Origin of the sequence: Saccharicrinis aurantiacus, assembly GCF_947489045.1 — a bacterium.
GTDB classification, from domain to species: Bacteria; Bacteroidota; Bacteroidia; order Bacteroidales; family Marinilabiliaceae; genus Saccharicrinis; species Saccharicrinis aurantiacus.
On sequence record NZ_CANLCN010000003.1, the window covers coordinates 109,050 to 134,442 of the forward strand.

The window sequence follows — 25,393 nt, forward strand, 5'->3', positions numbered from 1 at the left end:
TTTGTTGGTTAGCCTCAAAGATAGGGATATTGAAAATAGCGTAGTGATGAACTTTCTTATTTTTTGACTTGTAAATTTATTAGTATTCGTTTATCTAATCTTATTATGGTATTAATTACTCATCTTTTTAATGATATAATATATAGAAGAGGGTGCAATTCTCTCATACTTTGATGTGGCATGGTAGGTAACATTATTTTTTAGTAATTGAGATATTACTTTATCCAAATGGATATATAGAAGGTAGCAGTGTAGCTTCTTTTTAAAGTACCTTCCTATTTTGCGCTGTAGAAATGCATTCATGGTAAAGCAATGTTTTTTAGAGAGCACTTTAACTGGATGTTTGTTAAACTCATCATCAAAAAAATCAATAGGGATGCCACGCTCATTTTTGGTTAAGCCATGTCTTTCTTTATTCCAGTCGCCCATAGATATTATTGGCTCACGCAGAAGTAAGTATCCGTTGGGTTTTAAAACTCTAATTAACTCGCTAAGAACAAAGGATACATTGGGTATATGATGTAAAGTGCCAAAACAGGTTATTAAATCTATTTGGTTATTGTTGATGGCAATTTTTCCATCTAAGGCAGGTTTAATATATTTCGGTGTTATGCTTTTAACTGAGCTACTTACCATTTGCTCTGAAGGCTCAATAATGGTTAAGCTTTCAATATTATTAATGATAGGTTCAAATTCGCCACCCCATGCAGAACCAAAACCAAGCACATTCTTAAACTGATTTTGTTTGATTTTATTATAACCATATAAATTGTTTATTAAGTGATAGCTATATGAATTAGAATCGCGATTCTTGGTTCCTAAATTGGCATAGGCTTCGTTTTCTTCAAAATACCATTTCTCAATGTCTTCAATTGAAAAGTCGTTACCATAAAGTTTCGTTCCATCAAGGTATTGTTTCATATTATTTCAATTAGAGTTGATTTGTTATTGTTTCTTATGGTTATGAGATACCCAAATGATAAATACGTTGCCTAATTAATATTATGTATTGATATAGAGTGTGCTAAAATTAATTTTGACATCTAAAACTTTAGTAATAAATTAGATATTGAAACAATTAATTTTTAACCTAAACTTATTTATAATGGAAAATCACTTTATTGCATGGTGGAATGTTGAGAACTTATTTGATGTTAAGGATGCGCCATTGGAGCGCAGACCAGAGCGTGTGAAACGTAAAATTGCATCTGATTTATCGGTTTGGACAGTTGATGTGCTTGAGCAAAAATTACATAATTTGGCTTGGGTTATCTCGCAAATGAATAATGGTATGGGACCTGATATTCTCGGGGCTTGCGAAGTTGAAAACAAGTATGTACTTAAACAGCTTTTGTCTAAGATTACTTTATTGGATAGAGATTATGATATTATCCATTCCAACTCCGAAGATAGTAGAGGTATTGATATTGCATTTATCTACGACAAAAAGAAGTATACCTACATTGATACCGAATTTTTTCAGCATGCTGTTGTGAAGAGGTATGCTACTCGTGAAATTATTCAGGCAACTGTAAAAACCAAGCAAGGTAATGAATTGGTTTTACTCGGTAATCATTGGCCATCACGTACATCAGGTCAATACGAATCAGAACCTTTTAGAATAATAACAGGGGAGACCTTGAGCTATTTTGTGCAACGAATACAAGAGGTTAAGGGCTCTGATACAGCTATAGTTGTAATGGGCGATTTTAATGATGAACCTTTCAATAGAGCTTTAAGCGATTATGCATTAAGCACTAGGAATAAGGCTAAAGTGATATCGGGTAGAAACCCTTATTTGTATAATTTGATGTGGCCATTAATGGGTGAGCGAACATCGAGTTATATATTTGGAGGTCGTCCTTTGATGATTGATCAGTTTATGGTTGCCAAAGGGGCGCTTAAATCAAATGGTACTTTTAGAGTGAATGAAGATTCCATTTCTATTGAGGTGTATGATGGTATGGTTAAAGGCAAGTATAATACTCCAGTTCGTTTTGGACAAGAAAAACCAAATTTAACTGGTTATAGCGATCATTTACCTATATCCTTTATTTTGGAAGAAAAATGACTCTTTCATAATATCATATAATTAATAAAGGGAGAATACTATTATTGTAGCTCTTCTCCCTTCTTCACTTATAACAAGGTGTGGTAAATAATTTGTTAGCGTCGTTTATATTAAAATAGAATTCCTCGAAACAATCAGAAGTGCCTGTTTCTTGTAACTCAATTCAATTTATTCTCGGAAATAAAATACTAAGTATGGTTGAACTTCAAAACTAAAGCGATTCAGTTTTGTTTGTAACAATAGTTTCTCTAGCGAACTAATACACAGTTAAAGGAAGAGTATTAATAAATCTAATTCATCAAATAAATGAAAAATCACAAATATCAGGTGCAGATTGAGTGGACAGGGAATGAGGGCTTCGGTACAAAAAGTTATAACTCATATAATCGTAATCATGAGATTATAGTCAGCGAGAAATACGATACTATAAAAGCCTCTTCTGATCCATCATTTATGGGTGAGTCTACCAGATATAATCCTGAAGAATTATTTTTATCATCGTTATCTTCTTGCCATATGTTGTGGTATTTACACCTCTGTAGTGCTCATAAAATTATTGTTGTGGAATATACCGATGAGGCTAGCGGAATAATGACTGAAACGGACAATGGTAGTGGTAAGTTTGTTGAAGTAACTCTAGCACCAAACGTAACTATAACAGATGCTAATCAACTTATAAAAGCTAAAGAATTGCATAAAAAGGCAAATGAAATGTGCTTTATAGCCAATTCGTGTAACTTCGCAATTAAGCATGAGCCTAATATCCGTACTGTATAATAATTAAGACATATAAGCTATGTTAAGCATCCAATAGTTTTTCAAAACAGATGCTGTCGCTAATGTTTATATAGGGTTCGTAATTAGGAGTTACGCTGTAACCATTTTTTTTGTAAACAGAAATTGCTTCAGGCATTTTAGCGCCTGTTTCCATAATACATCTCTCGTATTTTAATGCTTTAGCCCATGTTTCTAATTCGTTTAAAATTGAAGTTGCAATGCCCTTACTACGCATCTGAGGGAGTACAAACATTCGTTTGATTTCCATAGATGATGCATCATAGCTTTTCATAGCACCACAGCCTACAACAACTTCTTTATCATAAGCTAATACAACATTTTTAATCAAATCAATTTTATTATGTTGGGCGAAAAAGTCATTAGAGTCTCCATTTTTCTTGGCTAGGTTCTGGTCTAGCTGGTTTACTAATTTCTGAAAATCGGGGTTCTCTGATGAGGTTCTTATAAGCGTATACATATACAAAAAAAATATTCGATTAGCGATTACCATTAACGCTCATTGTCCTTAATTGTAGGCATCTTAATTTTATCAGGCTCTTGTTGGTGAAACACTTTAAATTCCTCAATTACCAGTTCCATATCTTTTAAGAATTCACTTGTTGCTCCGTTCTCTTTGGCAATGATGTAATAGGTTTCTAGGGTCTTTATTGAAGATATATCATGACCTGCAATTACAAATGCTGGCTCATCATTTTTTATGCATTTATGCAATATTGCTTTTTGATCTTTCATTCTGTTATGTTTAAAATAGAAGAAAACAAATATGCTAATTAATATGTGAAAACCATATAAGTGTAGAAGGATAGTTCATCTTACCAAGTAAACATGATTTTTCTCTCAATTAATCAAGTCGTATCTTTCAGTGAGTTAAGGTAAGTGTTTGATATTTTCATTTTTATGCGTAAGTTGTATATGGCTCTATTAATTTAAATCCTTTGTTATGAATTTAGAAGTGAATAAAAAAAATGCCATTGCTTTTTATCAAATGGCCTATGAAGGCAAACCTAGAGAAGCTGTAGAAAAATATGTAGGAGATGACTATATCCAGCACAATCCAGATGTTGCCAATGGAACACAAGGCTTTATTGATTATTTTGAGAGAATGCAAAGCGAATATCCTGATAAAACCATAAAATTTGTACGTTGTATTGCCGAAGAAAATTTAGTAGCCTTGCACACTCATCAAATTTGGCCGGGAAATGACCAATATGTTACCATGGATTTTTTTCGTTTTGATGGAGAAGGTAAAATATGTGAGCATTGGGACTCTATTCAGCAAATACCAGAAAAATCGGCTAATCCAAATTCTATGTATTAAGCTAAGTATGATGTAAGAATAGTTTCTTCAAATTTAGTAAACAATCTATTTCATAAATTCCATTAGACCAAAGTGGTTTTTGTTGTGTACTTGTTGGTGTTTTCTAACTGTAGGGAATATCGTTGACTGGCTCACGCGATCACCTTCAATATCATTTCTGTCTTTTCGCAAGGCAAAGAAATTCCATTTTACACCTTCTGTAATTGGAGTATAATTTCCGGTAATATGAAATGCTTTTAACGGGATTGCCATTTCTAAAGTCCAGCCATTATCAATATCAGAGTTATCGTTTATTGTTCCATCTATGGTAACTTCAACATCAAAATTAGGGCTATATGATTTGATTACCATCTTTTTGTTCTTATGTATTTTATTGAGGTATATGAAATCATTGCTCGCTTTATACGGATTAATTTCAAAGCCTAAATGCATGTTTAACTTAGTATCTGCCGGAATTAAAAATATTTCTACACAATCATCTAAAAAAGGCATACCATCACGTTCGGTTTCACGAGCCGTTATATATTTGTCTTCGCATTGATATAACAGATAAAGGTTTTCATCATCCCACATCATTTTAAATTTTGTGAACTGTTTATCCCTAGGCCTCTCAATATCATAGAAGTTATTAAAGCTTCGTTCCTCTGCATTTGTCCATGCCTTGTCGTTTCCCTTGCCATCAATAATAATATCGCTATTAGCCTTGTATACAGAGTAAGTTTTTTGAGCTTTACCGATGTTTGTGCATAAAAAAAACACTAATAAAGCAATTAGTAATGGGTGTTGTAATATGTATTTCATAGGTGTAAATTTTAAATTACAAAGCTACAGTACCGTATAATTAGTACAGATGATTATTGTGTTTAACAGGCAGGGTGTTTTGAACGAGTCCTGTATTTGTTCGTAAATTCAAGAAAATTAATGTACTCTTCTCGATATTTTTTCAACGGGTTTAAGTTGGTTTACTTGAACCATCTAAAAATGACTAAACAACAAATTGGGTAGATAAATGTATGGTTAGTTCGGTTATTCCCGAACTAATTGTATATTTGTGAAATAAAATAACCTAAATGGAGACAAAAGAAGAAGTTTTATTAGGCGTAAAAGAGCTCGTTGAAGAGCAAGGCCTATTATTTCAAAAGACATATAAAATATCACCTGTTGTTGCTCGTGTTTTTGCATTATTAATAATAAAAGGTTCAGAAGGTTTATCTTTTGATAAAATAATAAGTACAATAGGAGCCGGTAAAGCTACCGTATCAGGTGCATTAAAAACATTAGAAGACAAAAAGATGGCTTCCTTTTATACCAAGCCAGGTGATAGAAAACGCTATTTTAGACCAAACCCCAAACACTTTATTAATAATCTTGAAGATGAATTAGAAAAGGCTAAGAACTCCTTAGAAATGCATCATAGGATTAACCTTTTTAAAGTAGAGGCGAATGAAATTTTAAACGATGATGATAAACTAGAACTGCCATTGGTTAATCCATCTAATTACACAAAGTACCTTACTAAGCAAATTGAAACAATAGAAAAGTTTATCGAAGATTTAAATTCTTTTTGGAAAGATAAATTTTAACAATACTTAATTTATACACTACAACTATTATGAATTTTACTAAACAATGCTTGGGTGTTGTTGTATTGGCTGCAAGCTTAAGTGCATGCGGTCCTAAACAACAGCGCGCGCAGCAACAAGAACTTCATCTAAAAACAAAATCGGTAAACACTTCTAATGTCGAAATTTCTCGTCAGTATGCTACCAATATTGAAGGAATACAGACTATCGAAATTCGCCCACAAACTTCAGGCTTTATTGAAAGTTGCAACATTATTGAGGGGCAGGAAGTAAAAAAAGGAGACGTGCTATTTACTATTAATAGCGAAAACCAGAAACAGACTGTAAGAGCAGCAGAAGCATTGGTGTTGGTTGCCAAAGCTAATGTAGAAAGAGCTGAATTGGAAGTAGCTCAGGTAAAGCCTTTGGTGGAAAAAGGAATTATTGGAGAGGTAGAGCTAGCTACAAAAAAGAGTAATTTATCGGCATCAATTGCTCAATTAGAAAAGGCTAAAGCCGATTTATTGAACTCAAAAGAGAATCTATCTTACACCGTTATTAAAAGTCCTGTTGATGGAGTTGTTGGCGATTTACCCTACAAATTGGGCTCATTGGTTAGCAGCCAAACACCGCTTCCGTTAACAACGGTTTCTGATATTAGCGAAGTATACGCTTTTTTCACCCTTACCGAAAAAGAATTATTAGCCTTTAACAGAGGTAGTAAGGGGATGAGTCAAAAAGAAAGAATTATGGCTATGCCCGATGTTACATTGCTTTTGGCCGATGGATCGACTTACGAACATACGGGTAAGATTGTTGCTATCAATGGCTTGGTTAATCCGCGAACAGGAAGTGTGAGTTATAAAGCAGTATTTCCAAATCCGGATATGTTAATCCGCACCGGAAGTAGCGGAACGGTTAAAGTACCTTCTGCGCTTAATGATGCGTTATTAGTGCCACAATCAGCCACCTTTGAGTTACAAGGAAAACTTTTTGTTTATAAACTAGATGAAAACCGTAAGGCTGTATCAAAGGAAATTAAGGTAAACAACAATCGCTTTGAGGATAACTATATTGCCGAATCGGGCATTAATATTGGCGATGAGATTATTGCCGAAGGTATCATTAAAGTACGCGAGGGAATGACTATTTTGAATTAAAATTTCTCAATAGTCCTATTCGTTATTACCCACATTTTTTCTTATCAAACTATCATTTAATATGATTCAGAAATTTATAGAACGTCCTGTTCTGTCAACTGTTATATCCATACTTATTGTATTGCTAGGGTATATGGGCATTACCGGATTACCAATAGAGCAATTCCCAGATATTGCTCCCCCAACAGTTACCATTAGTGCAACCTATCCAGGTGCAAATTCAGAGACTATTCTAAAGAGTGTTGTTACACCAATAGAAGAAGCCATTAACGGTGTGGAAGGCATGAGTTACATTAGCTCAAGCTCAAGTAACTCGGGCTCCGCTAAAATTAGTGTATTCTTTGAATTGGGTACCGACCCAGATATTGCCGCAGTAAATGTACAAAACCGTGTTGCAAAAGTAACCAATAAGCTACCGCAGGTAGTTGTCCAAACAGGTATTGAAACAAAAAAAGTACAAAACAGTGTATTGATGTTTGCATCGGTATATTCTGAGAATCCTGATTACGATTTTAACTTTTTAGATAATTATGCAAAAATCAACCTCATCCCTGTGCTTCAGCGTATTGAAGGTGTTGCCGATGTGGATGCCTTTGGTGCACGCGATTACTCTATGCGTATTTGGCTTAAGCCAGATAAAATGGCTGTTTATGGCTTATTGCCAGATGATGTAGCTCGTGCCATTCAAGAGCAAAATATAGAAGCTGCTCCAGGTAAGTTTGGAGAAAATTCGTTTGAGGTTTTTGAGTATACCATTCGTTACAAAGGAACTTTTTCTGAAGAAAAAGAATATGAGAATATTATCATCCGCACAGAGGGAAATGGAGATTTCCTAAGATTAAGAGATGTTGCTGATATTGAACTAGGTGCTTTTAGTTATATGTCAACCAACGTTACAGAAGGTAATCCATCTGTTGCTTTTGGTATTAAACAGACTGCTGGTTCAAATGCCAACGATATTATTATTGAATTGGAGCAGGCACTTGACGAAGCTGCGAAAGATTTTCCTCCAGGAGTACATTATGTGATTCCGATGAATACTAAAGATTTCCTTGATGAGTCAATTAGTCAAGTTCTAATAACATTGGCCATTGCCTTTGTATTGGTATTTCTTGTGGTACTTGTATTCTTACAAGATTTTAGAGCAACCTTAATTCCATCCATAGCAGTGCCTGTAGCCATTATCGGAACATTCTTTTTTCTTGAGGTATTTGGTTTCTCTATAAACATGCTTACCATGTTTGCCATGGTACTTGCCATTGGTATTGTGGTAGATAATGCCATTGTAGTTGTTGAAGCCGTATATGTAAAACTCGATGAGGGTGTTGAGAGTGCTCGTAAGGCATCTATCATGGCCATGAAAGAGATTATTGGTGCTATTATTTCTGGTACACTAGTTTTAGCAGCAGTATTTTTACCCGTTACTTTTTTGGGTGGTCCTGCCGGGATGTTTTACAGTCAGATTGCCATTACATTAACAATCTCTGTTATTATATCGGCTGTAAATGCGCTTACTTTAAGTCCTGCCCTTTGTGCTCTATTTTTAAAACCAGTGCACAAACGAAAAACAAAAAACTACAAAAGTATTACTGTTAAACTTGGCGATGGTTTTAATAAATCATTTGATAAAATAACTGATAAATATGTGTCTACAGTAGAGGTGTTCCTTAAAAAAATGTGGATACCAATTTTATTCCTGATTATTTGTGTGGTAGGTACCGTTTGGTTATTTAATACTACTGCTACAGGGTTTATCCCGGCAGAAGATCAAGGAACTATTTATTGTGATATTGAACTTCCGCCAGGTTCAACCTTAGAAAGAACCACTGCAATTGGCGAACAGCTAGATGATATTATTGCTGCCATGCCAATTGTAAAAACCAGAATGTTTATCAATGGCTTTAGTTTGATGAGTGGTACCAACGGATCGTCAAGAGCCTTTGCGGTAATTAAATTGAATCCTTGGGATGAACGAACAAAAGATAATGAGCAAGTAAATGCTGTTGTTAAGCAATTGTATGGTGCAGTAGCTCATATTAAAGAAGCCAATATTTTATTTTTTACGCCTCCAACCGTACGTGGTTTCGGTAACAATTCAGGTTTCGAATTTCAGTTACAAGATAAAACAGGTGGCGACCTAAAAAATATGGAAGCCAAAGCACAGGCCTTTTTGATGGAGCTTAATAAGCGACCAGAAGTAGCTTATGCAATTACTACATTTTCTACCAAATATCCGCAATACGAGATGGAGGTTAATGTAGAAAAAGTTAAGGAAGCGGGCTTAGATGTAAGTACATTATTTAGTACAATGCAAGCTTATTTTGGTAGTAGATATATTTCCGATTTTAACCGTTTTGGTAAACAATATCGTGTAGTGATTCAGGCGCGTCCTGAAGAACGAGCAACGGCGGAAGCTTTAAATAATATATACATCAGAAATGGTAAAAACGAATCGGTTGCTATCAGTCAGTTTGTTTCTATGACTAAAACAAATGGTCCCGATTTGGTAGAGCGTTTCAACTTGTTTAATGCTGCTAAAATAATTGGAGCAGCAGCACCGGGGTATAGTTCTGGGGATGCTATTAAAGCCATTGAAGAGGTGGCAGAAACACTCCCTACTGGTTTTGGATATGAGTTTTCTGGTATGACTCGAGAAGAACGCAAATCTGGTGGCGATTCGGCTATTGTATTTGCATTGAGTTTAATATTTGTTTATTTCTTACTATCGGCACAATACGAAAGTTATATCATTCCTTTCTCGGTTCTTCTATCATTACCTGTTGGGGTATTTGGCGCCATTGTATTTATCAATTTATTCGGAATAGAGAATAATATTTACTTCCAGGTGGCACTCATCATGTTGATCGGACTATTGGGTAAAAATGCCATATTAATTGTGGAGTATGCCCTTCAGAACCGACGTAATGGAGATTCTTTATACAAGTCGGCTGTTGATGCAGCGCGTGTTCGTCTGCGTCCAATTATTATGACTTCGTTTACCTGTGTTCTAGGTCTTATTCCTTTAATGGTGGCCACAGGAGCTGGTGCAATGGGTAACAAATCCATTGGTACGGGTGCTGTAGGTGGTATGTTCATCGGAACTGTGCTTGGGGTATTTGTAATACCAACCTTGTTTGTGATATTCCAGTCTTTACAGGAACGCATAAAAGGTGGTACGAAGCATTTTACACAAAAATTGGTAGATGTGGATGAGTTAGAGTTCGACAAAGAAAAAGTTAAGAAGTTTGATTAACTGCAACAGATTAATTAATGAGAGTAAAATTAAATATGAAACAAACTACTTATATAATACTACTAAGCATGATATTTACATCGTGCTTAGTTACCAAAAAATACACGCGACCTGAGCTTGAAATTTCTGAGGCTTATCGCGATGTAACATTAAAAGACTCCACTTCCTTAGCTGAAATGCCTTGGAACGAGTTTTTTACTGATCCAACTCTAAAGGACTTAATTAATGAGGCATTGGAGAATAACTTCGACTTATTAATGGCTTACCAAAGAGTACTTGCCGCTGAGGCTTTATTTAAACAAGGGAAAGCTGAATATATGCCAACCTTATCGGCTAATTTAGGTGTAGCCGAAAATAAGATGTCCAATCAATCGTGGATGCAAGGACTTAGCTTTGAAGAGTACAGTCTTAAGGGAAGCTTAACTTGGGAGCCCGATATTTGGGGGAGAATAACAGCCAATAAGAATGCTGCTAAAGCCACTTTATTTCAGGTGCAAGAAGATACCAAAGCCATACAAACAGCTTTAGTGGCTAATTTAGCTTCGGCTTATTTTCAGTTGATTAAGGCTGATGCACAAATTGACTTGATGCATAAAACCATTGCCAATAGAAAGGAAAGTTTTGAGGTAATGATGGAGCTAAAAAAGAGTGGTAGAGTTAACGAAGCAGGAGTGATGCAAACAAAGGCTCAACTACATTCAACAGAAGCGCTATTGGTTGACTTTAATAGGATGCAGATGCTACTAGAGAATACAATCAACCTAATGTTGGGTCGTGAGTATGCAGATATAAAAAGAAGTCAGTTAAATGATATCAATACAGATAAATCGGTAGAAACTGGCGTACCAGCCTTATTATTGGCCAATCGTCCTGATGTGCGTGCTGCGGAGTTCAGGCTTATGCAGGCTTTTGAGCAAACCAATGTGGCTCGTACTAGTTTTTACCCAAACATTAGCATAAGTGCTTCTGGTGGTTTACAGGCTATGGATCCATCACTTTGGTTTAATAAAGACGCATTGCTGTATAACGCAGCTGCTAATTTAACGCAGCCAATTTTTAACAAACGCAGAAATAGAACAGCTCTTGAGGTTGCAAAGGCACAGCAAGAACAAGCTTTTATCGATTTTAAAAAATCTATTACGGGTGCATCAACACAAGTGTCTGATGCTTTAATTAACTACCAAGCAGCTACTGAAAAGTACAAAGTTAAATCTGATGAATTAGAGGCTTTAAATAAGGCAGTAACATACTCTGAAGATCTTTTAACCAGTGGATTTGCAACCTATTTAGAGGTTTTAATTGCTCAAAATTCAGAACTCAATGCCGAAATAAATATTATTGACATAAAAGTATCGAAACTTACCTCAATGATATCAATTTACGAGGCCCTTGGCGGTGGATGGCGTAATTAATAAATCTACTTTCAGTATTAGAATATAGATTAAAAGTATATAGAATAAGAACTAATAAGAATGAGGCTGTCTCAAATGAGATGGCCTCTCTTTTTATAAATAAATTTTGTGGCTATCTGATTTTAAGTTTAAAAAGATTATCCATAATAACCCCAATCAATAATTTCTCCTCTAAAAATAGTTCTCTTAATCTTCGATTTTCTTTCTACTGGATAATTAATATAAAAACATACTAATTATATTTGCGCCCTGAAATAAAAATAGCACAAATGATTTCGATAGAAGGTTTAGGAGTAGAATTTGGAGGGAGTACACTTTTCAAAGATGTTTCATTCGTAGTTAATGAAAAAGATCGAATTGCTTTAATGGGAAAAAATGGAGCAGGAAAATCAACATTACTAAAAATAATGGCGGGCGCTCAGGCTCCTTCGATGGGTAGAGTTTCTGCACCAAGCGATTCTGTTATAGCATACCTTCCTCAGCACTTGATGACAGATAATGACCGCACTGTTTTTGAAGAAGCATCGCAAGCTTTTAGTGAGCTTATACAGATGCAAACAGAAATGGAAGCACTCAATAAGCAGTTAGAAACAAGAACTGATTATGAGAGTGAAGAATACTACGGAATTATTGAGAAGGTTAGTGTCCTGAGCGAAAAAGTATACAGCCTTGGCGAAATAAATTTTGATGCAGAGGTTGAAAAGATATTATTAGGTTTAGGTTTTTTAAGGGAAGATTTTACTCGACCAACTAAAGAATTCAGTGGAGGTTGGCGAATGCGTATTGAGTTAGCAAAAATCCTTTTGCGCGATCCGGATTTAATACTTCTTGATGAGCCAACCAACCACCTCGATATTGAATCGGTTCAGTGGCTTGAAGATTTCCTAATAAATAGTGCTAAGGCTGTTATTGTTATTTCGCACGATAAAGCTTTTATCGATAATATCACCACACGTACTATTGAGGTAACGATGGGACGTATATATGATTACAAGGTTAACTATTCGCAGTATTTGATACATCGCCAAGAGCGAAGAGAACAGCAGCAGAAGGCTTATGATGAGCAGCAAAAGATGATTGCTGATAATATGGAATTTATTGAGCGCTTTAGAGGAACCTATTCAAAAACCAATCAAGTACAGTCTCGCGTTAGAATGCTTGAGAAATTAGAAATTCTCGAAGTAGATGAAGTAGATACTTCACATTTACGATTGAGGTTTCCTCCTGCACCTCGTTCTGGCGATTATCCGGTAATTGCGAAAGATGTGGAGAAAACTTACGATGATCATCTTGTTTTCTCTGAGGTTTCATTTGCGATAGAAAGAGGGGAGAAGGTGGCCTTTGTAGGAAAGAATGGTGAAGGTAAATCTACCTTGATAAAGGCCATTATGAGTGAGTTAAAACACAATGGAGAGCTAACTTTGGGGCACAATACTAAGGTGGGTTATTTTGCTCAAAATGAAGCTTCATTACTGGATGAGGAGTTAACTATATTTCAATCTATTGATGATATTGCAAAAGGAGAAATTAGAACTAAGATAAAAGATATACTAGGAGCCTTTATGTTTAGAGGCGACGATTTAGAAAAGAAGGTAAAAGTTTTATCAGGTGGTGAACGAACTCGCTTGGCTATGATTAAGCTTTTGCTTGAACCATACAATCTTTTAATATTAGATGAGCCTACTAATCATTTAGATATAAGAACTAAGGATATTTTAAAACAAGCCCTAATGGCTTACGATGGAACTTTGATTTTGGTAAGTCACGATCGTGATTTCTTGGATGGTTTAATCAGTAAGATATATGAGTTTGGAAATAAGAAAGTAAAAGAACACTTTGAAGGAATACAGGAGTTCTTAGAACGTAAAAAAATGGAACATCTTACCGAATTAGAAGCTAATAAATAAGAATTATCCCCAATACTCGATGTGAGTGTTGGGGAGTTGTTATTATAAATTTAATGTATTTACATTTAAGCCTTCACTTTGTACAGACCGAGTGTACTTAACCGCAGGTTTACCAAAAACCATAATATACCCTAAAGTATGTTCTTCAGGTATACCTAACTGCAATTTTAGTTCAGGAGCAATTTTATCAAATACAACTTTCGCCAATCCATCCCAAAGAGTACCTATACCTTTGGTGTTTGCATATAGTTCCATGTAAGTAAGAGAAATAACACAATCGGCAACACATGAGTTAATAGAACTAGGAGCAGAAGCTAAAATAATGTGGGGTGCATTTCTAAACAACACATCAATACCTTTGCTGTCCCATACCTTCTGAAAACTTCCAAACATGGCAAGAGAGTCAGGTAACTTGCCTGCATCCATTACTTCTTTTATAGCATCATACACTAAAACTCTTAGCTTATCGCGTTGTTCAATTGATTTAGTAAGGGTTAAAAGTACTTGATTCTTATTATGACCAGTAGGTGCAAAAGCCGCTGTTTGCAATAAATCATCCAATTCAGAAGTGCTTAAAATCTCATCTTTATACTTACGAATAGTTCTTCTGGTTTGTATAAGGTGTTTCATGGCGTTCGTGGAAGGAATTTCGCCTTTTACCAAAACACTGTCTTCAGGATTTTTACCTAATATAGATAATGCACCCGTTGGACAAACAGCTAAACAGTGTTGGCATTTTATACATTGTTTTTCTTTACCTTCTTTTATTTCAGGAATACCTTTCTTTCCGTCAATTATCAAGGTTGGGCACTCCTTAGAGCATAGGCTACACTCGGTGCATTTCTCAATATCTATTTTAAAATCTATCATCATAATTTGTTTAATAACTGGTAGGCACAAAGATATATTAAAACTTATTTTATCGAAAAATAAGCATTAAAACACCCTGCTATTAGTCTAATTTATATTCATTATTAAGTGCACTTTCATAAGTTACAATAATGTACAATAACGAATACAGTGTATGTTGTTGGCATCTATCATATGATATATTTAAGTTGCAGATCTAATAAATAAAACAATTTATCAATTCTATGAAATTATTTGATTCTGCTATTATAATCCTAATTGCAGTTTTTTTATGCGTTGGATGCAAAAAAGATAAGCAAATAGAACTTTCCCAATTAGAAAAAGTTAATGAATTCATTCATGAGAGTATGTCCACCAATTATTATTGGGCAGATCAGATGCCGGAGTTATCTTCTCATGAACATACAGATAGTAAGGCATATTTTGATAAGTTATTGTATTCTTCAATTGATAAGTGGTCATTTATTACGAGTGACTATCAGGGCTTAGTTGATTATTTTAATGGAGTACGTAAAGAATATGGTTACTCTGTTAGGCCGGCATTAATTAGTGAAGGAAGTTCTGATTGGATTGGTTTTATTGAATTCGTTTACCCCAATACCCCCGCATCAAGAGCTAATTTAAAAAGAGGAGATATTATAATAGAAGTAAATGGACATTCTTTAAATAAAAACACATACGCTGAGCTTTTTGATAATGAATCTATTTCGCTTACCCTAGGAACAATGAAAAGTGGTGTAGCTGAACCCTTAGATCAGCCAATTGTGTTATCCCCTGAAGAAATACATATTAATCCTATATTGAAAACACATGTTCAGGACCGAGATGGGCATATTATAGCTTATTTGGCTTATACATCATTTATTTCAAGCTTAAGTGCCGATTTAGAAAGCCTATTTGCTGAGTTTAAAGAACAAGGAGTACAAGATTTAATTCTTGATTTACGATATAATGGAGGAGGATCTGTAGCAACAGCAAAGTTATTAGCTTCAATGATTGGGCCATCATCCATAGCAGATGAAGTATTTATAAGATCATCTTATAATAATACAGTGAGTGATTATTTAGCTACTAAGTATCCTGATGATGAAAGTATATTTATAGATAGGTTTTTAAAGCATCCGAATAATTTAAGCCTTCAAAACTTATACGTACTAACCACTTCATCTACGGCATCAGCTAGTGAAATGCTAATTTATGCACTAGCACCTTATATGAATGTGGTTCAAATAGGTGAAAAAACACATGGTAAATATTATGGTTCTATAACAATTAACGATCCAGATAGTGATCATGGCTGGGCTATACAACCAATCGTTATGAAAGCTGAGAATGTTAACAATTCAATAGATTATTCCATTGGTTTATCTCCTCAAATTCAGATGTACGATAGTTTTTATGCTGAACTAGGAGCTGATGATGATCCGTTCATGAATGCTGCATTTAATCTAATAAATAATTCCGGTGAGGATAATGAAGTATTCAAAAGTAGTTCAAGTAAAATGCAATATATTAGTATGCCAAAGCCTTATGAGCACCCTCTAGAAAACAAAATGTATTTATCCTTACCTTAATTTATCCCTACTAAAATTTTATTAAGAGTTATTTCTTTCGAGATAGCTCTTTTTTTATGCGTTTATAGAACTAAAGACCCTCTCTGATGTTAATATGACTGGAGCTGTTGTGATCAGTTTTACTATGATTAGTTGCCCATATGGTGCTAATGTATTGCTAGGAAGTAGCAATAGATAGTAAAAAACTGAAGTGCGAGAAGGAGGCTCAGATGATTTTTTAGATATAAATATAAAGAGTACATGAGTAATAGAACCAATGCCTTAATAAATGAAAAGAGTCCATACTTATTAATGCATGCCCAAAATCCAGTGAATTGGTATCCGTGGGATACCGAAGCTTTAAATAAGGCCAAAAATGAGAATAAATTAATGGTTATCTCAATAGGTTATGCAGCTTGTCATTGGTGCCATGTTATGGAGAAAGAAAGTTTTAGCGATGTTGATGTGGCAGCTTTAATGAATCAGGATTTTGTATCAATTAAAATAGATAGAGAAGAGCGTCCGGACTTAGATCAAGTTTTTATGGATGTTGCACATTTAACTACTGGTAAGGGAGGGTGGCCTCTAAATATTATTACTTTACCAGATGGAACACCCGTATTTGCAGGAACATATTTTCAGAAGAGACAATGGATTAATCTACTAAATGAGATTAATCAGATATTTAATAATCAACCAGAAAGATTAGTTGATTTAGGTAAGCAAATTAAAGATGGTATCGAACGAATGGATTTTGTTGGTTTGGTAAAAGATTCAGCCTTATTTACTGAAGATAGTTTGCAAGAAGCCATTACCTCATGGAAAGATAATTTGGATATGGTTTGGGGAGGAAATATAGGAGCACCTAAATTTCCAATGCCAGTTGAGTTCAATTTCTTTTTGTCGTATTTATCAAATACCGAAGATGAGACGCTTCTAAATTATGTAAATACTTCATTAACTAGGATGGCCTTTGGAGGCATCTTTGATCACTTAGGTGGTGGTTTCGCCCGATATTCTGTTGATGAGTTTTGGAAGGTTCCTCACTTCGAGAAGATGCTATATGATCAGGGGCAACTTATTGAAGTGTATTCTAAAGCTTATCGTTTAACTAAAAATCCTTTATATAAGAAAGTAGTTGAGGAAACAATAGCATTCATAACACGCGAATTAAAGACGCCAGAAGGTGGTTTTTATTCAGCAAAAGATGCCGATAGTGAAGGTGAAGAAGGGAAGTATTACGTATGGACTAAATCTGAAATTGAGGCTTTGTTAGGAGATGAGGCTAGTTTGTTTTGTGAGGTCTTTAATATTTCAGAATCCGGTAACTGGGAGCAAGGTAAAAATGTTCTGTTTCAAACCCAGTGTATACAAGAGTTTGCTGATCGCTTAAACGTTGATTTTGATGAATTAAATTCAAAACTGAATAAAAGCAAGCAAATATTATACAAGCAACGAATAACTAGAACTTATCCTTTGTTGGATGATAAAATACTAACATCATGGAATGCAATAGCAATAAAAGGTTTAGTTCAGGCTTACAAGGCCTTGGGTAACGAGGCTTATTTAAATCAGGCTATTGAGAGTTCTGAGTTTATAAAGGCAAAAGTATTTCAAGATAATGGAGCCTTATGGCGCAGTTTAAAAGGAGATAAGGGAAGTATAAATGCGTTTTTAGACGATTATGCCATGCTTATTGATGCTTGGATTGATTTGTATCAGGTGACTTTTGATGAGCAATGGATCTTATTAGCGAATAATTTATTAGAGTACGTTAGGGCACATTTCTTTAACGAAGATAATCAATTATTTTATTACGCTTCGGTTCTTGATGAACCATTACTAGTTCGTAAGTCTGAGATTTCAGATAATGTAATACCGGCTTCTAATAGCGTTATGGCAATAAATATATACCGCTTAAGTAAATATTTTTTACATAAGGAAGGGTATCACACCTCGTTGCAAATGCTTAAGAATCTTTCAGGGAAAATTGACGAGCATGGGAAATATTATGCCAATTGGCAGCGCTTAAAGCTATTTTTTATTTATGGTACTAATGAGTTGGTTATTTCGGGCGGCGACATAAAAAAAGCCCATAATGAATTGATAACAGACTTTAATCCATTTGTATTTTTAGCATCGGCAGATAGTAACTTGCCGATAACAGAAGGGAAAAATAGTAAAGACCTGACTTTCTATATTTGTAATGATAATGCTTGCGGTGCTCCTGTTCATACTGTTGAAGATGCTTTACTTACCTTAAAGCATAACAATAATGTTAGAAATAGGTAAGCGTAGGTATAAAAATACTTTTTTACATTTTCATAGGCGTTATTATAAATAGAGTGAAGGTTTTTAGTTTATTTGTCGTCTTTATATAGTGCAAGAGTGTATTTTTGCATTTTAAACTAGTTGATTAAAAACATATCTATATTATAATGAAGCAAGTACTTATTATTAACCTTCTATTATTTTTATATCTACCAAGTGCAATGTCTAATCCGGCAGAGGCAGTAGATGGCGTTATTAAAGGAAAAATTGTTGATGCCAATTCTCGTCGCCCATTAGAGTATGTTTCGGTTGCCATATATGAAGCTGAAACGGGCAGATTGATTACGGGTACTATTACAAAAAGTGATGGTGTTTTTCGAGTTCCAGATATTGAGAATGGTAAATATTACGTAGAACTAAGTTTTATGGGATATGAAACTCAGAGAGTAGATAAGGTAGAGTTAATAGAAGGGCAAAGAAGTGCAAATATTGGAATACTAGGTCTTAAAGAAAATACTGAAAGTATTGAAGAGGTAGAAGTAATTGCTGAAAGGGCAGCTATTGATTATAAAATTGATAAGAAAATAGTAAATGTTAGTAAGCAATATACAGCAGTATCGGGTTCTGCAGTTAATATATTGGAGAATGTGCCATCAATGACAGTGGATATCGAAGGTAATGTATCCATGCGAGGCAGTAGCGATTTTATGGTGTTAATTGATGGTATACCAAGTGTGCTTGAAGCATCAGAAGCCTTGCAGCAGATTCCAGCATCATCCATTGATAATATAGAAATTATTACCAATCCTTCAGCAAAATATAATCCTGAAGGTACAGGTGGTATCATTAACATTATTACTAAAAAGAATATGCTTCAGGGTGTAAATGGAGTGGTAAATGTTAATGGAGGAACGATGGGTTATGGTGGCGACTTCTTATTTAATTATCGTCAAGGAAAATTTGGGTATTACCTAGCGGGAGATTATAACGATCGTAGGTTAAACGGTGAACAATATTTAGATAGAGAGTCGTACAACGGAGATGAAACGAACTACTTATCAAATGATGGTACTTTAAAACGTGAAATGTACCGAGGTAATATCAGAGGAGGTTTTGATTGGAAAATTGATACAATGAATACTATCAAAATTGATCTGAACATAGGGAAACGCAGTCATAATACTATATCTAATTTAAACTATAGTGAGTGGAGCAATACAAGTCCTGATCCATACAGATATACAAGTAATGAAGATGGATTACGTAGTAGCGACATGTTTTCAGCAAGTGCTACCTACCTGCATAAATTTAATACGGATGGGCATGAGTTAAAAGTAACAGCCTCTAATAGGTCAATGAATAGTAAAGAGTCTAATGAAAATCAACTTTACGATGCTGCCGGGAACAAAATGGAAGGTCGAAAAAGTACAGAAGATGGCCCCGTGAATATGTTTCAGGGTAATATTGATTATAGTTTGCCATTAGGTAATAATGGTAAGTTAGAATCAGGCTATCAGATAGAAGTAAGGACAAGTACTGATGAAACAGGATTGGCTATTGATAGTTTAGGTAATGGCAATTACGAGCAAGATCCTCTTTACTCCAATACAACTTCATTTACTAATAATATACACGCGCTATATACAACATATGCGAGTATGCTTGGGAAATTTGGATATCAGTTAGGCTTAAGGGCTGAGTATACGGATAGAACCATTGAACTAATTAACTCAGGTGCTGAAGATATTGGTGAAACAAAATCTGAAATTAATAGAGTAGATTGGTTTCCAACTCTTCATTTATCCTATAAATTACCTCACGAACAAGAGTTAATGACTAGTTATACTCGAAGAATTCAACGCCCTAGAAGCTATTATCTTGAACCTTTTGTAACTTGGACGGATGCTTTTAATGTGCGACAAGGTAATCCTGATTTATTACCAGAATATATTGATGCTTTAGAAATTGCTTACCTTAAGAAATGGGATAAAGCATTTATCAATTTCGAAGCTTATTATCGAGTTACTCATAATAAAGTTGAGTGGATTAGATCTGTATATCAAGATAACATTATGATGCGTTCACCAGAGAACGTTGGTAAAGACTATTCTTTAGGTTTGGATGCTACCTTTAGTTTTGATCCATTTAAATGGTGGCGAGCTGATTTATCGGGAAGTATGTACGACTACGAAGTAACAGGTATGTATAATGGTGTAGATTTTAGTAGAAGTGATTTTATGTGGAATGCAAGGTTAAATAACACGTTTAAAATTAATAAAACTACACAGATACAGGCATTTACTCGATACAATAGCAAGCAAATTACAGCGCAAGGGTACAGAGAAAGTTTTGTTAGTACTGATTTAGCCTTTAGAAAAGAAATGTTTGATAGAAATATTACAGGAGTGCTGCAAGTGCGAGATGTATTTAATCAAAACAGAAGAGCAGGTGTATCGCAAGGTGAAGATTTTTACGAATATTCACATCATTCCTACAATGCACCTTTAGTAACCTTAACAGTGAGTTATCGTTTTAATAATTATAAATCACCACGATCAAAGAAAGGTGGTCCTGATGGTTTTGGAGGTGATGAAGAGTTTTAAAATATAAAGTAGAGGACATACAAAACAGAAAAGGGTATCTAGCTAGATACCCTTTTCTGTTAATATATATTTATAAGCTTAGTTATAGTAAGCAATTAACTTATTTCCATCATACAAATCAATACGATGATTTGTATTTTCATCAGCTCTTAAGTTAAAGCCAGGCTTTCGTTTTGATAAAAACTGATTCAGGCGTTTAATTGCCATTGTTGGACTTTTAGATATAAAATTATCTAATGCAATTAAAAATGAAATCTGGTTGTTTTTAGCTTTTGATGTGATTCGTAAGTTCATAATCCTACAGTTTTAAAATTCTAATGTTTAGTCAGAATTGATTGCACATATTAAAATCATTATGGTTAGTATAATTACTTATACTTATTAGCTATTGAAAAGGTTGTACTTTTAACCCTTATATTTTTATGATAATCAAAAATAATGCCAAAATAAATCGTAGTATGACATAAGTCATTATATATGTGTGATTTCGCTCATTTATATTGAAATCAGTGCATTTCATGTGTGTTAATTAATTTTAAAAAAATGAAGTTACCTCAAGATATTCCCCAAAAGTCACATAATTGTAGCGGTTCTTACTGAAAATGTAAATGCCTATACGAGATCATTTGGTCAAAACATATAAACGTCTTATTATTTATCTAATATTAAGTTAAATTGTTAATGTGCCAACTAGGGGGTATTCTCATTTATATTTAGAGCTCTTAGGAATTTGATAATATGCATCACGTATGTTATGCGCATACAGTCAATAATATATAATTAGTAAAAGGATGTATTTACTGAAAAGTACAGGGTTTAGATTCGCTAGTTCAATTGTAAATTAGTAAGAGTGTTAATTTGTGTTATTGAATAATATAATTGTATAACATAAAATAACACAAGATGAAATTTATTAAAACAACAATTGTTGCCGCAATTATGGCATTTTCATTAAATGCTACAGCGCAAAATAATTTATTAAATAGCGATGTATATACGTTTGAGAATCCTGGTAAAGCCTTATGGATACAGCACAAAGCAAATTGGGAGCTCACATCAGAAAAAGCTTTTGAAGGTAAGCAAAGCTTAAAGTTTAACTGCGATGATTTATCTACAGTTAAGGGTAGTAATATGGCCGCACAAATAGGAACTACTGGAGATAAACCAAATGATGGTACAGTAAAATTATATCCTGGTACCTACACAATTTCTATGATGGTTTGGCTTGGCGAAAATGCACCACTTTCGTTTGGTACTAACTTGGCAGCAAATGGCTCTTCACCTTTTGTTCAAATTTCATGGAAACTCAAAAAAACCGTAAAGGGAGAATGGGTAGAATTAACACAAAAGTTTACACTTGAAAAAGCGGTGTCAACAAAAATGGCGATACAAGTTTCAACAAATCCTAAATGGGGTGGAGCAGGAGTATTATATATTGATGATATTAAAATAACTCAATAGAACTTAATTAAACTCTTGAAGAGCCGTGTTAAAGAATAAATATTTAACATGGCTACTTCGTTCTAAACAAACACACTCACACACTACATTATTATATGAAATTATTAAAAATTCAGTTTTGTCTATTTTTATTAATAGGCACAGCAACTATACATGCACAAAACTTACTTGATGATGCCATTTATGGATTTGAAGAACCATCTAAATGGTATATTCAGTCAGAAGACTATTGGTCGTTTACAGATGAAAATGTTTTTGATGGAAATTTTAGTTTAAAATTTGATTGCGATGATTATTCAAATGTAAGTCAGAATATACAAATGCACTGTGGCGCAAAGGCAAATGCTACAATACGCGAGAAGGTTATTCTTGAGCCTGGTGTATATAAAGTAACAGCAAATGTTTGGATAAATAAGACCTATCCCAAAAGTTTTGGCATCAAGTTTAAAGAATCAAATAATTCTCCTTTTGTACATTTGGTTTGGAAACTTTATTCAGCACCAAAAGGGCAATGGGTTGAATTGGCTCAAAGGTTGGTTGTTGAAGAGCCTATTAATTCGTCGATGATAATCTCGGTTTCTAAAAATCCTAAATTTGGTGGTCCTGGAATTTTTTATTTAGACAGGATCAAGGTTCAGAAAATGTAAGTTTATTAATAAAAGTAGATCACTCATACACTCTAGCACAATGTTTGTACTCCGCAGCTCACATAAGGTAACCTTAGGTTGTAATTTTAAAATGTAAAAATAATTATTGAGCCAGCTTTATAGTTGAGGTTCTTACATATTTATAAAAATAATAAGAGATGAGGAGTATTTTGAGAGTAGCGTTATTGGCGATTGTTTTAACATTAGGAATGAGTAATATATTTGCTCAAGAAATGAAACCGAAAATGCAGGCAAAACTAGATGGAGAAGTAAATGAGATGGTTGAGGTTATGGGATTAGATACTGACCAAAAAACTAAAGTTTACGAAATTAAAAAAGAACAATACATTCAGCGTGCAGCAGCCTACAATGAGTTAGGAAAAGGTACCGATGAGTATAAGGCTAAAGTAAAAGAAGTAAATAAAGCTTCTATGACAAAAATTAAAGAAGTGTGTAGTAAAGAACAAATGAATAAACTTTACGCTCATAAGAAGAAGAAATAAACCGTTTTTTTGCATTAGTTATTAAAGTCAGCACATCCGTGCTGACTTTTTTTGTTTGTAGATGTTATTGTCTGTTTGATAGTGAATTATATTGAGTGATAATTTCGAGTTTATCACAGAGAACAAGAATGTTATTGTACCGAACAAGCAGGAAATAGGAAACCTGTTAATTAGTGTTATCAAATATTGATAAATAATATTTACACAAACTACTACATAAAATTTACAATTATGAAAAAACAATTACACTTTTATTTAATAGCTATCATGCTAACATTTGGGTTTAATGTTGGTGCTCAAAATTTAATTGACGATAACTTTTATAGTTTTGAAGTGAGAAATGATGGTAATGCCTTTGATACGGACAGTGATGCAGGGCAAACTGGTAAATGGGGTACTAAAATTAGTACAATTACCTTAGATGCTAACTTTACCATTGTTGAAACAATGAGTGTTAGTGGAGATAATTCTCTTAAATATGAGATCCAAAGTACGGAAACAACTAATACTATCTATACTGTTAGAGATAATGATTATACATCAGGTACACCAGTAAGTACATTAACAGCTATTGTAGGGGGGACTTATGATGTCAATATGAAAGTCTTTATTGATGGAACAGTTACAGCAGGCACGTTTCAGTTAAGAATTAATGATGGTACGAGTAACACTACTATATTGCCTTTTGCTTTTGCTGATTTAGAAACCGGTAAGTGGGTTGAGGTAAGCCATGAGGTTGATCTATCAGATTTGTCAGCTAATGGTGATGCTAATTTACAGGTTAGGATGGTTAAAGTTTCTGGTACAGGTTCTATTTATTTGGATGATATTGTTATTACGGAAGCGGCTCTAGAGTATGATGTTGATTTCTTAGTAAAAAATGAAAGTGGTTCTGCAATAAAATCTGCAAATATTACAGTAGACGATGCCACATACTCAACAGATGATAATGGTTTAGTTACTGTTTCTATGTATGAGGGTGATAATTCAGTTGTGATTGCCAGAACTGGTTATGCAATGGATTATCAAGTTATAAATGTTCCAGTTGCTGGAGCAGTTGATGTTGTTTTAAAATCTGCTGCTTCTGCACAAATTGTTGTAAATGCAACGGATGCAAGTGATCAAGTATTAGGTGGTAAACTCGTTATAGCTAAGGATATTAATGATAAAACAGTTTTTGCAAAAGCTACTAACAATGCAGCTGGTCGTGCTTGGATAGCTGGTCTTGAGGCAGGTACGTATACCTACGAATTTCAAGGAACTAACACTTTAACAGGTACTACTGAGTTTACAGCAAGAAACAGAAACCTTATGATCAAAGAGGGTGGATATAATATTAACTTAGCTGTTGTCGCTGACAATGATTTAAACACGGATATTACTGACGCTACTGTTGTATTAACAGATGGAGCAGGTGGTTCTGTTGCTCTTACCCAGAACAATTCAGAATTCTATTATCAAGGTAATTCTGTTACTTCAGGTACATTTAACTATGCTGTTAATGCTCTAGGTTATAAAGAAGCAACAGGTTCTTTTGTCTTAACTGATATCAATAATATCGACCTCCGCTACATTAAATTGGAGGAAACATCAACTAATATTGGTAACCCAAGCGATTTCGAGCATGCAGTTTATCCAAACCCTGCAACATCTGTTGTAAATGTTGCTGCGCCTGCAGGAAGCGTTGTTTCGTTCTATTCAATTTCGGGTAATAAAGCAAAAGTTATTAATACTACTTCTGAGCTAACATCAATTAGTGTTACTGATTTGGCTAAGGGCTTATACATTCTAGAAATAGTGAGCGAAGGTTCTAAAATAATTGAGAAGATTCAGATACAATAAAAATACATTGAATAAATATTTAAAAGCTGATAAGAGCCACTCTTATCAGCTTTTTTTGTTTGTATTTTGCTTGGTAAAAGGAAATGATTGTTATTGTCTTTTGCTTGTAAGTAATAGGTTGTGAGTAGTGTATAAGTGTGATTATTCTTAAGTACACGGTAT

21 protein-coding genes are annotated in these 25,393 nt (G+C 34.3%); 15 read left to right on the top strand and 6 right to left on the bottom strand.

From position 1 onward, the window contains the following. Positions 1-111 precede the first annotated feature (111 nt). Complete coding sequence (locus tag QMO11_RS05325; protein WP_282036361.1) at positions 112-921, bottom strand: class I SAM-dependent methyltransferase; 810 nt, start codon at positions 919-921, stop codon at positions 112-114. Positions 922-1,105: 184 nt separating this feature from the next. On the opposite strand from QMO11_RS05325, the gene QMO11_RS05330 reads away from it, so the two are divergent. Then, positions 1,106-2,071, top strand: coding sequence for an endonuclease/exonuclease/phosphatase family protein (locus QMO11_RS05330; RefSeq protein WP_282036362.1), 966 nt, complete (start codon positions 1,106-1,108; stop codon positions 2,069-2,071). 306 nt (positions 2,072-2,377) lie between these two features. After that, the gene (locus QMO11_RS05335; protein WP_282036363.1) at positions 2,378-2,848 is read left to right on the top strand and encodes an OsmC family protein; all 471 of its coding nucleotides are present in this window, start codon (positions 2,378-2,380) and stop codon (positions 2,846-2,848) included. Positions 2,849-2,870: 22 nt separating this feature from the next. On the opposite strand, the gene QMO11_RS05340 is transcribed toward QMO11_RS05335, so the two are convergent. Together QMO11_RS05340 and QMO11_RS05345 are read right to left on the bottom strand one after the other, a co-directional pair. Next, positions 2,871-3,326, bottom strand: coding sequence for a GNAT family N-acetyltransferase (locus tag QMO11_RS05340; RefSeq protein WP_282036364.1), 456 nt, complete (start codon positions 3,324-3,326; stop codon positions 2,871-2,873). Between the two features lie 32 nt (positions 3,327-3,358). Further along, positions 3,359-3,601: a hypothetical protein gene (locus QMO11_RS05345; RefSeq protein ID WP_075602557.1), complete on the bottom strand. Its 243-nt coding sequence runs from the start codon at positions 3,599-3,601 to the stop codon at positions 3,359-3,361. 208 nt (positions 3,602-3,809) lie between these two features. Here QMO11_RS05345 and QMO11_RS05350 point away from each other — a divergent pair, with 208 nt between their 5' ends. After that, a complete protein-coding gene (locus tag QMO11_RS05350; protein ID WP_282036365.1) occupies positions 3,810-4,187 on the top strand; it encodes a nuclear transport factor 2 family protein in 378 nt (125 codons plus the stop codon). A gap of 45 nt (positions 4,188-4,232) precedes the next feature. On the opposite strand, the gene QMO11_RS05355 is transcribed toward QMO11_RS05350, so the two are convergent. Then, entirely contained in the window at positions 4,233-4,988 is a 756-nt protein-coding gene (locus QMO11_RS05355; RefSeq protein ID WP_282036366.1) for a carbohydrate-binding family 9-like protein, read from the bottom strand. A gap of 269 nt (positions 4,989-5,257) precedes the next feature. Here QMO11_RS05355 and QMO11_RS05360 point away from each other — a divergent pair, with 269 nt between their 5' ends. The 5 genes from QMO11_RS05360 (at position 5,258) to QMO11_RS05380 (ending at position 13,481) form a co-directional block, all read left to right on the top strand. Next, positions 5,258-5,770: a GbsR/MarR family transcriptional regulator gene (locus tag QMO11_RS05360; RefSeq protein ID WP_282036367.1), complete on the top strand. Its 513-nt coding sequence runs from the start codon at positions 5,258-5,260 to the stop codon at positions 5,768-5,770. Positions 5,771-5,799: 29 nt separating this feature from the next. Continuing rightward, positions 5,800-6,909: an efflux RND transporter periplasmic adaptor subunit gene (locus QMO11_RS05365; RefSeq protein WP_282036368.1), complete on the top strand. Its 1,110-nt coding sequence runs from the start codon at positions 5,800-5,802 to the stop codon at positions 6,907-6,909. A 61-nt stretch (positions 6,910-6,970) separates the two neighbouring features. Beyond that, positions 6,971-10,162, top strand: a complete 3,192-nt coding sequence (locus tag QMO11_RS05370; RefSeq protein ID WP_282036369.1) for an efflux RND transporter permease subunit — start codon at positions 6,971-6,973, stop codon at positions 10,160-10,162. Between the two features lie 35 nt (positions 10,163-10,197). Further along, on the top strand, positions 10,198-11,574 hold the full coding sequence (locus tag QMO11_RS05375; RefSeq protein ID WP_282036370.1) for an efflux transporter outer membrane subunit: 1,377 nt from the start codon (positions 10,198-10,200) through the stop codon (positions 11,572-11,574). Positions 11,575-11,843: 269 nt separating this feature from the next. Further along, on the top strand, positions 11,844-13,481 hold the full coding sequence (locus tag QMO11_RS05380) for an ABC-F family ATP-binding cassette domain-containing protein (RefSeq protein ID WP_282036371.1): 1,638 nt from the start codon (positions 11,844-11,846) through the stop codon (positions 13,479-13,481). Between the two features lie 42 nt (positions 13,482-13,523). On the opposite strand, the gene QMO11_RS05385 is transcribed toward QMO11_RS05380, so the two are convergent. Beyond that, complete coding sequence (locus QMO11_RS05385; protein WP_282036372.1) at positions 13,524-14,351, bottom strand: nitroreductase family protein; 828 nt, start codon at positions 14,349-14,351, stop codon at positions 13,524-13,526. Between the two features lie 224 nt (positions 14,352-14,575). Here QMO11_RS05385 and QMO11_RS05390 point away from each other — a divergent pair, with 224 nt between their 5' ends. From QMO11_RS05390 to QMO11_RS05400, 3 genes are all read left to right on the top strand, one after another. Continuing rightward, a complete protein-coding gene (locus QMO11_RS05390) occupies positions 14,576-15,925 on the top strand; it encodes a S41 family peptidase (protein ID WP_282036373.1) in 1,350 nt (449 codons plus the stop codon). A gap of 240 nt (positions 15,926-16,165) precedes the next feature. Next, a complete protein-coding gene (locus QMO11_RS05395) occupies positions 16,166-18,196 on the top strand; it encodes a thioredoxin domain-containing protein (protein WP_282036374.1) in 2,031 nt (676 codons plus the stop codon). A 146-nt stretch (positions 18,197-18,342) separates the two neighbouring features. Then, on the top strand, positions 18,343-20,778 hold the full coding sequence (locus QMO11_RS05400) for a TonB-dependent receptor (RefSeq protein ID WP_282036375.1): 2,436 nt from the start codon (positions 18,343-18,345) through the stop codon (positions 20,776-20,778). Between the two features lie 78 nt (positions 20,779-20,856). Here QMO11_RS05400 and QMO11_RS05405 read toward each other — a convergent pair whose 3' ends face one another. Then, positions 20,857-21,072, bottom strand: a complete 216-nt coding sequence (locus QMO11_RS05405) for a hypothetical protein (RefSeq protein ID WP_068475364.1) — start codon at positions 21,070-21,072, stop codon at positions 20,857-20,859. A 609-nt stretch (positions 21,073-21,681) separates the two neighbouring features. Between QMO11_RS05405 and QMO11_RS05410 the strand changes: the two genes are divergently transcribed. The 4 genes from QMO11_RS05410 to QMO11_RS05425 all read left to right on the top strand — a co-directional run bounded on the left by QMO11_RS05410 (position 21,682) and on the right by QMO11_RS05425 (position 25,231). After that, a complete protein-coding gene (locus QMO11_RS05410) occupies positions 21,682-22,239 on the top strand; it encodes a carbohydrate binding domain-containing protein (protein WP_282036376.1) in 558 nt (185 codons plus the stop codon). Between the two features lie 95 nt (positions 22,240-22,334). Continuing rightward, positions 22,335-22,886, top strand: coding sequence for a hypothetical protein (locus tag QMO11_RS05415; protein WP_282036377.1), 552 nt, complete (start codon positions 22,335-22,337; stop codon positions 22,884-22,886). Between the two features lie 158 nt (positions 22,887-23,044). Further along, entirely contained in the window at positions 23,045-23,389 is a 345-nt protein-coding gene (locus tag QMO11_RS05420) for a hypothetical protein (RefSeq protein WP_282036378.1), read from the top strand. Positions 23,390-23,620: 231 nt separating this feature from the next. Continuing rightward, on the top strand, positions 23,621-25,231 hold the full coding sequence (locus QMO11_RS05425) for a T9SS type A sorting domain-containing protein (protein ID WP_282036379.1): 1,611 nt from the start codon (positions 23,621-23,623) through the stop codon (positions 25,229-25,231). The last annotated feature ends 162 nt before the right edge of the window (positions 25,232-25,393 follow it).

What these genes read in the sequence shown, in the direction of transcription:
- QMO11_RS05330 (WP_282036362.1), top strand. Translation starts at nt 1,106, where the DNA reads ATGGAAAATCACTTTATTGCATGGTGGAATGTTGAGAACTTATTTGAT.
- QMO11_RS05405 (WP_068475364.1), bottom strand. Translation starts at nt 21,072, where the DNA reads ATGAACTTACGAATCACATCAAAAGCTAAAAACAACCAGATTTCATTT.
- QMO11_RS05415 (WP_282036377.1), top strand. Translation starts at nt 22,335, where the DNA reads ATGAAATTATTAAAAATTCAGTTTTGTCTATTTTTATTAATAGGCACA.
- QMO11_RS05395 (WP_282036374.1), top strand. Translation starts at nt 16,166, where the DNA reads ATGAGTAATAGAACCAATGCCTTAATAAATGAAAAGAGTCCATACTTA.
- QMO11_RS05375 (WP_282036370.1), top strand. Translation starts at nt 10,198, where the DNA reads ATGAAACAAACTACTTATATAATACTACTAAGCATGATATTTACATCG.
- QMO11_RS05325 (WP_282036361.1), bottom strand. Translation starts at nt 921, where the DNA reads ATGAAACAATACCTTGATGGAACGAAACTTTATGGTAACGACTTTTCA.
- QMO11_RS05355 (WP_282036366.1), bottom strand. Translation starts at nt 4,988, where the DNA reads ATGAAATACATATTACAACACCCATTACTAATTGCTTTATTAGTGTTT.
- QMO11_RS05390 (WP_282036373.1), top strand. Translation starts at nt 14,576, where the DNA reads ATGAAATTATTTGATTCTGCTATTATAATCCTAATTGCAGTTTTTTTA.
- QMO11_RS05380 (WP_282036371.1), top strand. Translation starts at nt 11,844, where the DNA reads ATGATTTCGATAGAAGGTTTAGGAGTAGAATTTGGAGGGAGTACACTT.
- QMO11_RS05370 (WP_282036369.1), top strand. Translation starts at nt 6,971, where the DNA reads ATGATTCAGAAATTTATAGAACGTCCTGTTCTGTCAACTGTTATATCC.
- QMO11_RS05335 (WP_282036363.1), top strand. Translation starts at nt 2,378, where the DNA reads ATGAAAAATCACAAATATCAGGTGCAGATTGAGTGGACAGGGAATGAG.
- QMO11_RS05340 (WP_282036364.1), bottom strand. Translation starts at nt 3,326, where the DNA reads ATGTATACGCTTATAAGAACCTCATCAGAGAACCCCGATTTTCAGAAA.
- QMO11_RS05410 (WP_282036376.1), top strand. Translation starts at nt 21,682, where the DNA reads ATGAAATTTATTAAAACAACAATTGTTGCCGCAATTATGGCATTTTCA.
- QMO11_RS05420 (WP_282036378.1), top strand. Translation starts at nt 23,045, where the DNA reads ATGAGGAGTATTTTGAGAGTAGCGTTATTGGCGATTGTTTTAACATTA.
- QMO11_RS05385 (WP_282036372.1), bottom strand. Translation starts at nt 14,351, where the DNA reads ATGATAGATTTTAAAATAGATATTGAGAAATGCACCGAGTGTAGCCTA.
- QMO11_RS05345 (WP_075602557.1), bottom strand. Translation starts at nt 3,601, where the DNA reads ATGAAAGATCAAAAAGCAATATTGCATAAATGCATAAAAAATGATGAG.
- QMO11_RS05350 (WP_282036365.1), top strand. Translation starts at nt 3,810, where the DNA reads ATGAATTTAGAAGTGAATAAAAAAAATGCCATTGCTTTTTATCAAATG.
- QMO11_RS05360 (WP_282036367.1), top strand. Translation starts at nt 5,258, where the DNA reads ATGGAGACAAAAGAAGAAGTTTTATTAGGCGTAAAAGAGCTCGTTGAA.
- QMO11_RS05425 (WP_282036379.1), top strand. Translation starts at nt 23,621, where the DNA reads ATGAAAAAACAATTACACTTTTATTTAATAGCTATCATGCTAACATTT.
- QMO11_RS05400 (WP_282036375.1), top strand. Translation starts at nt 18,343, where the DNA reads ATGAAGCAAGTACTTATTATTAACCTTCTATTATTTTTATATCTACCA.
- QMO11_RS05365 (WP_282036368.1), top strand. Translation starts at nt 5,800, where the DNA reads ATGAATTTTACTAAACAATGCTTGGGTGTTGTTGTATTGGCTGCAAGC.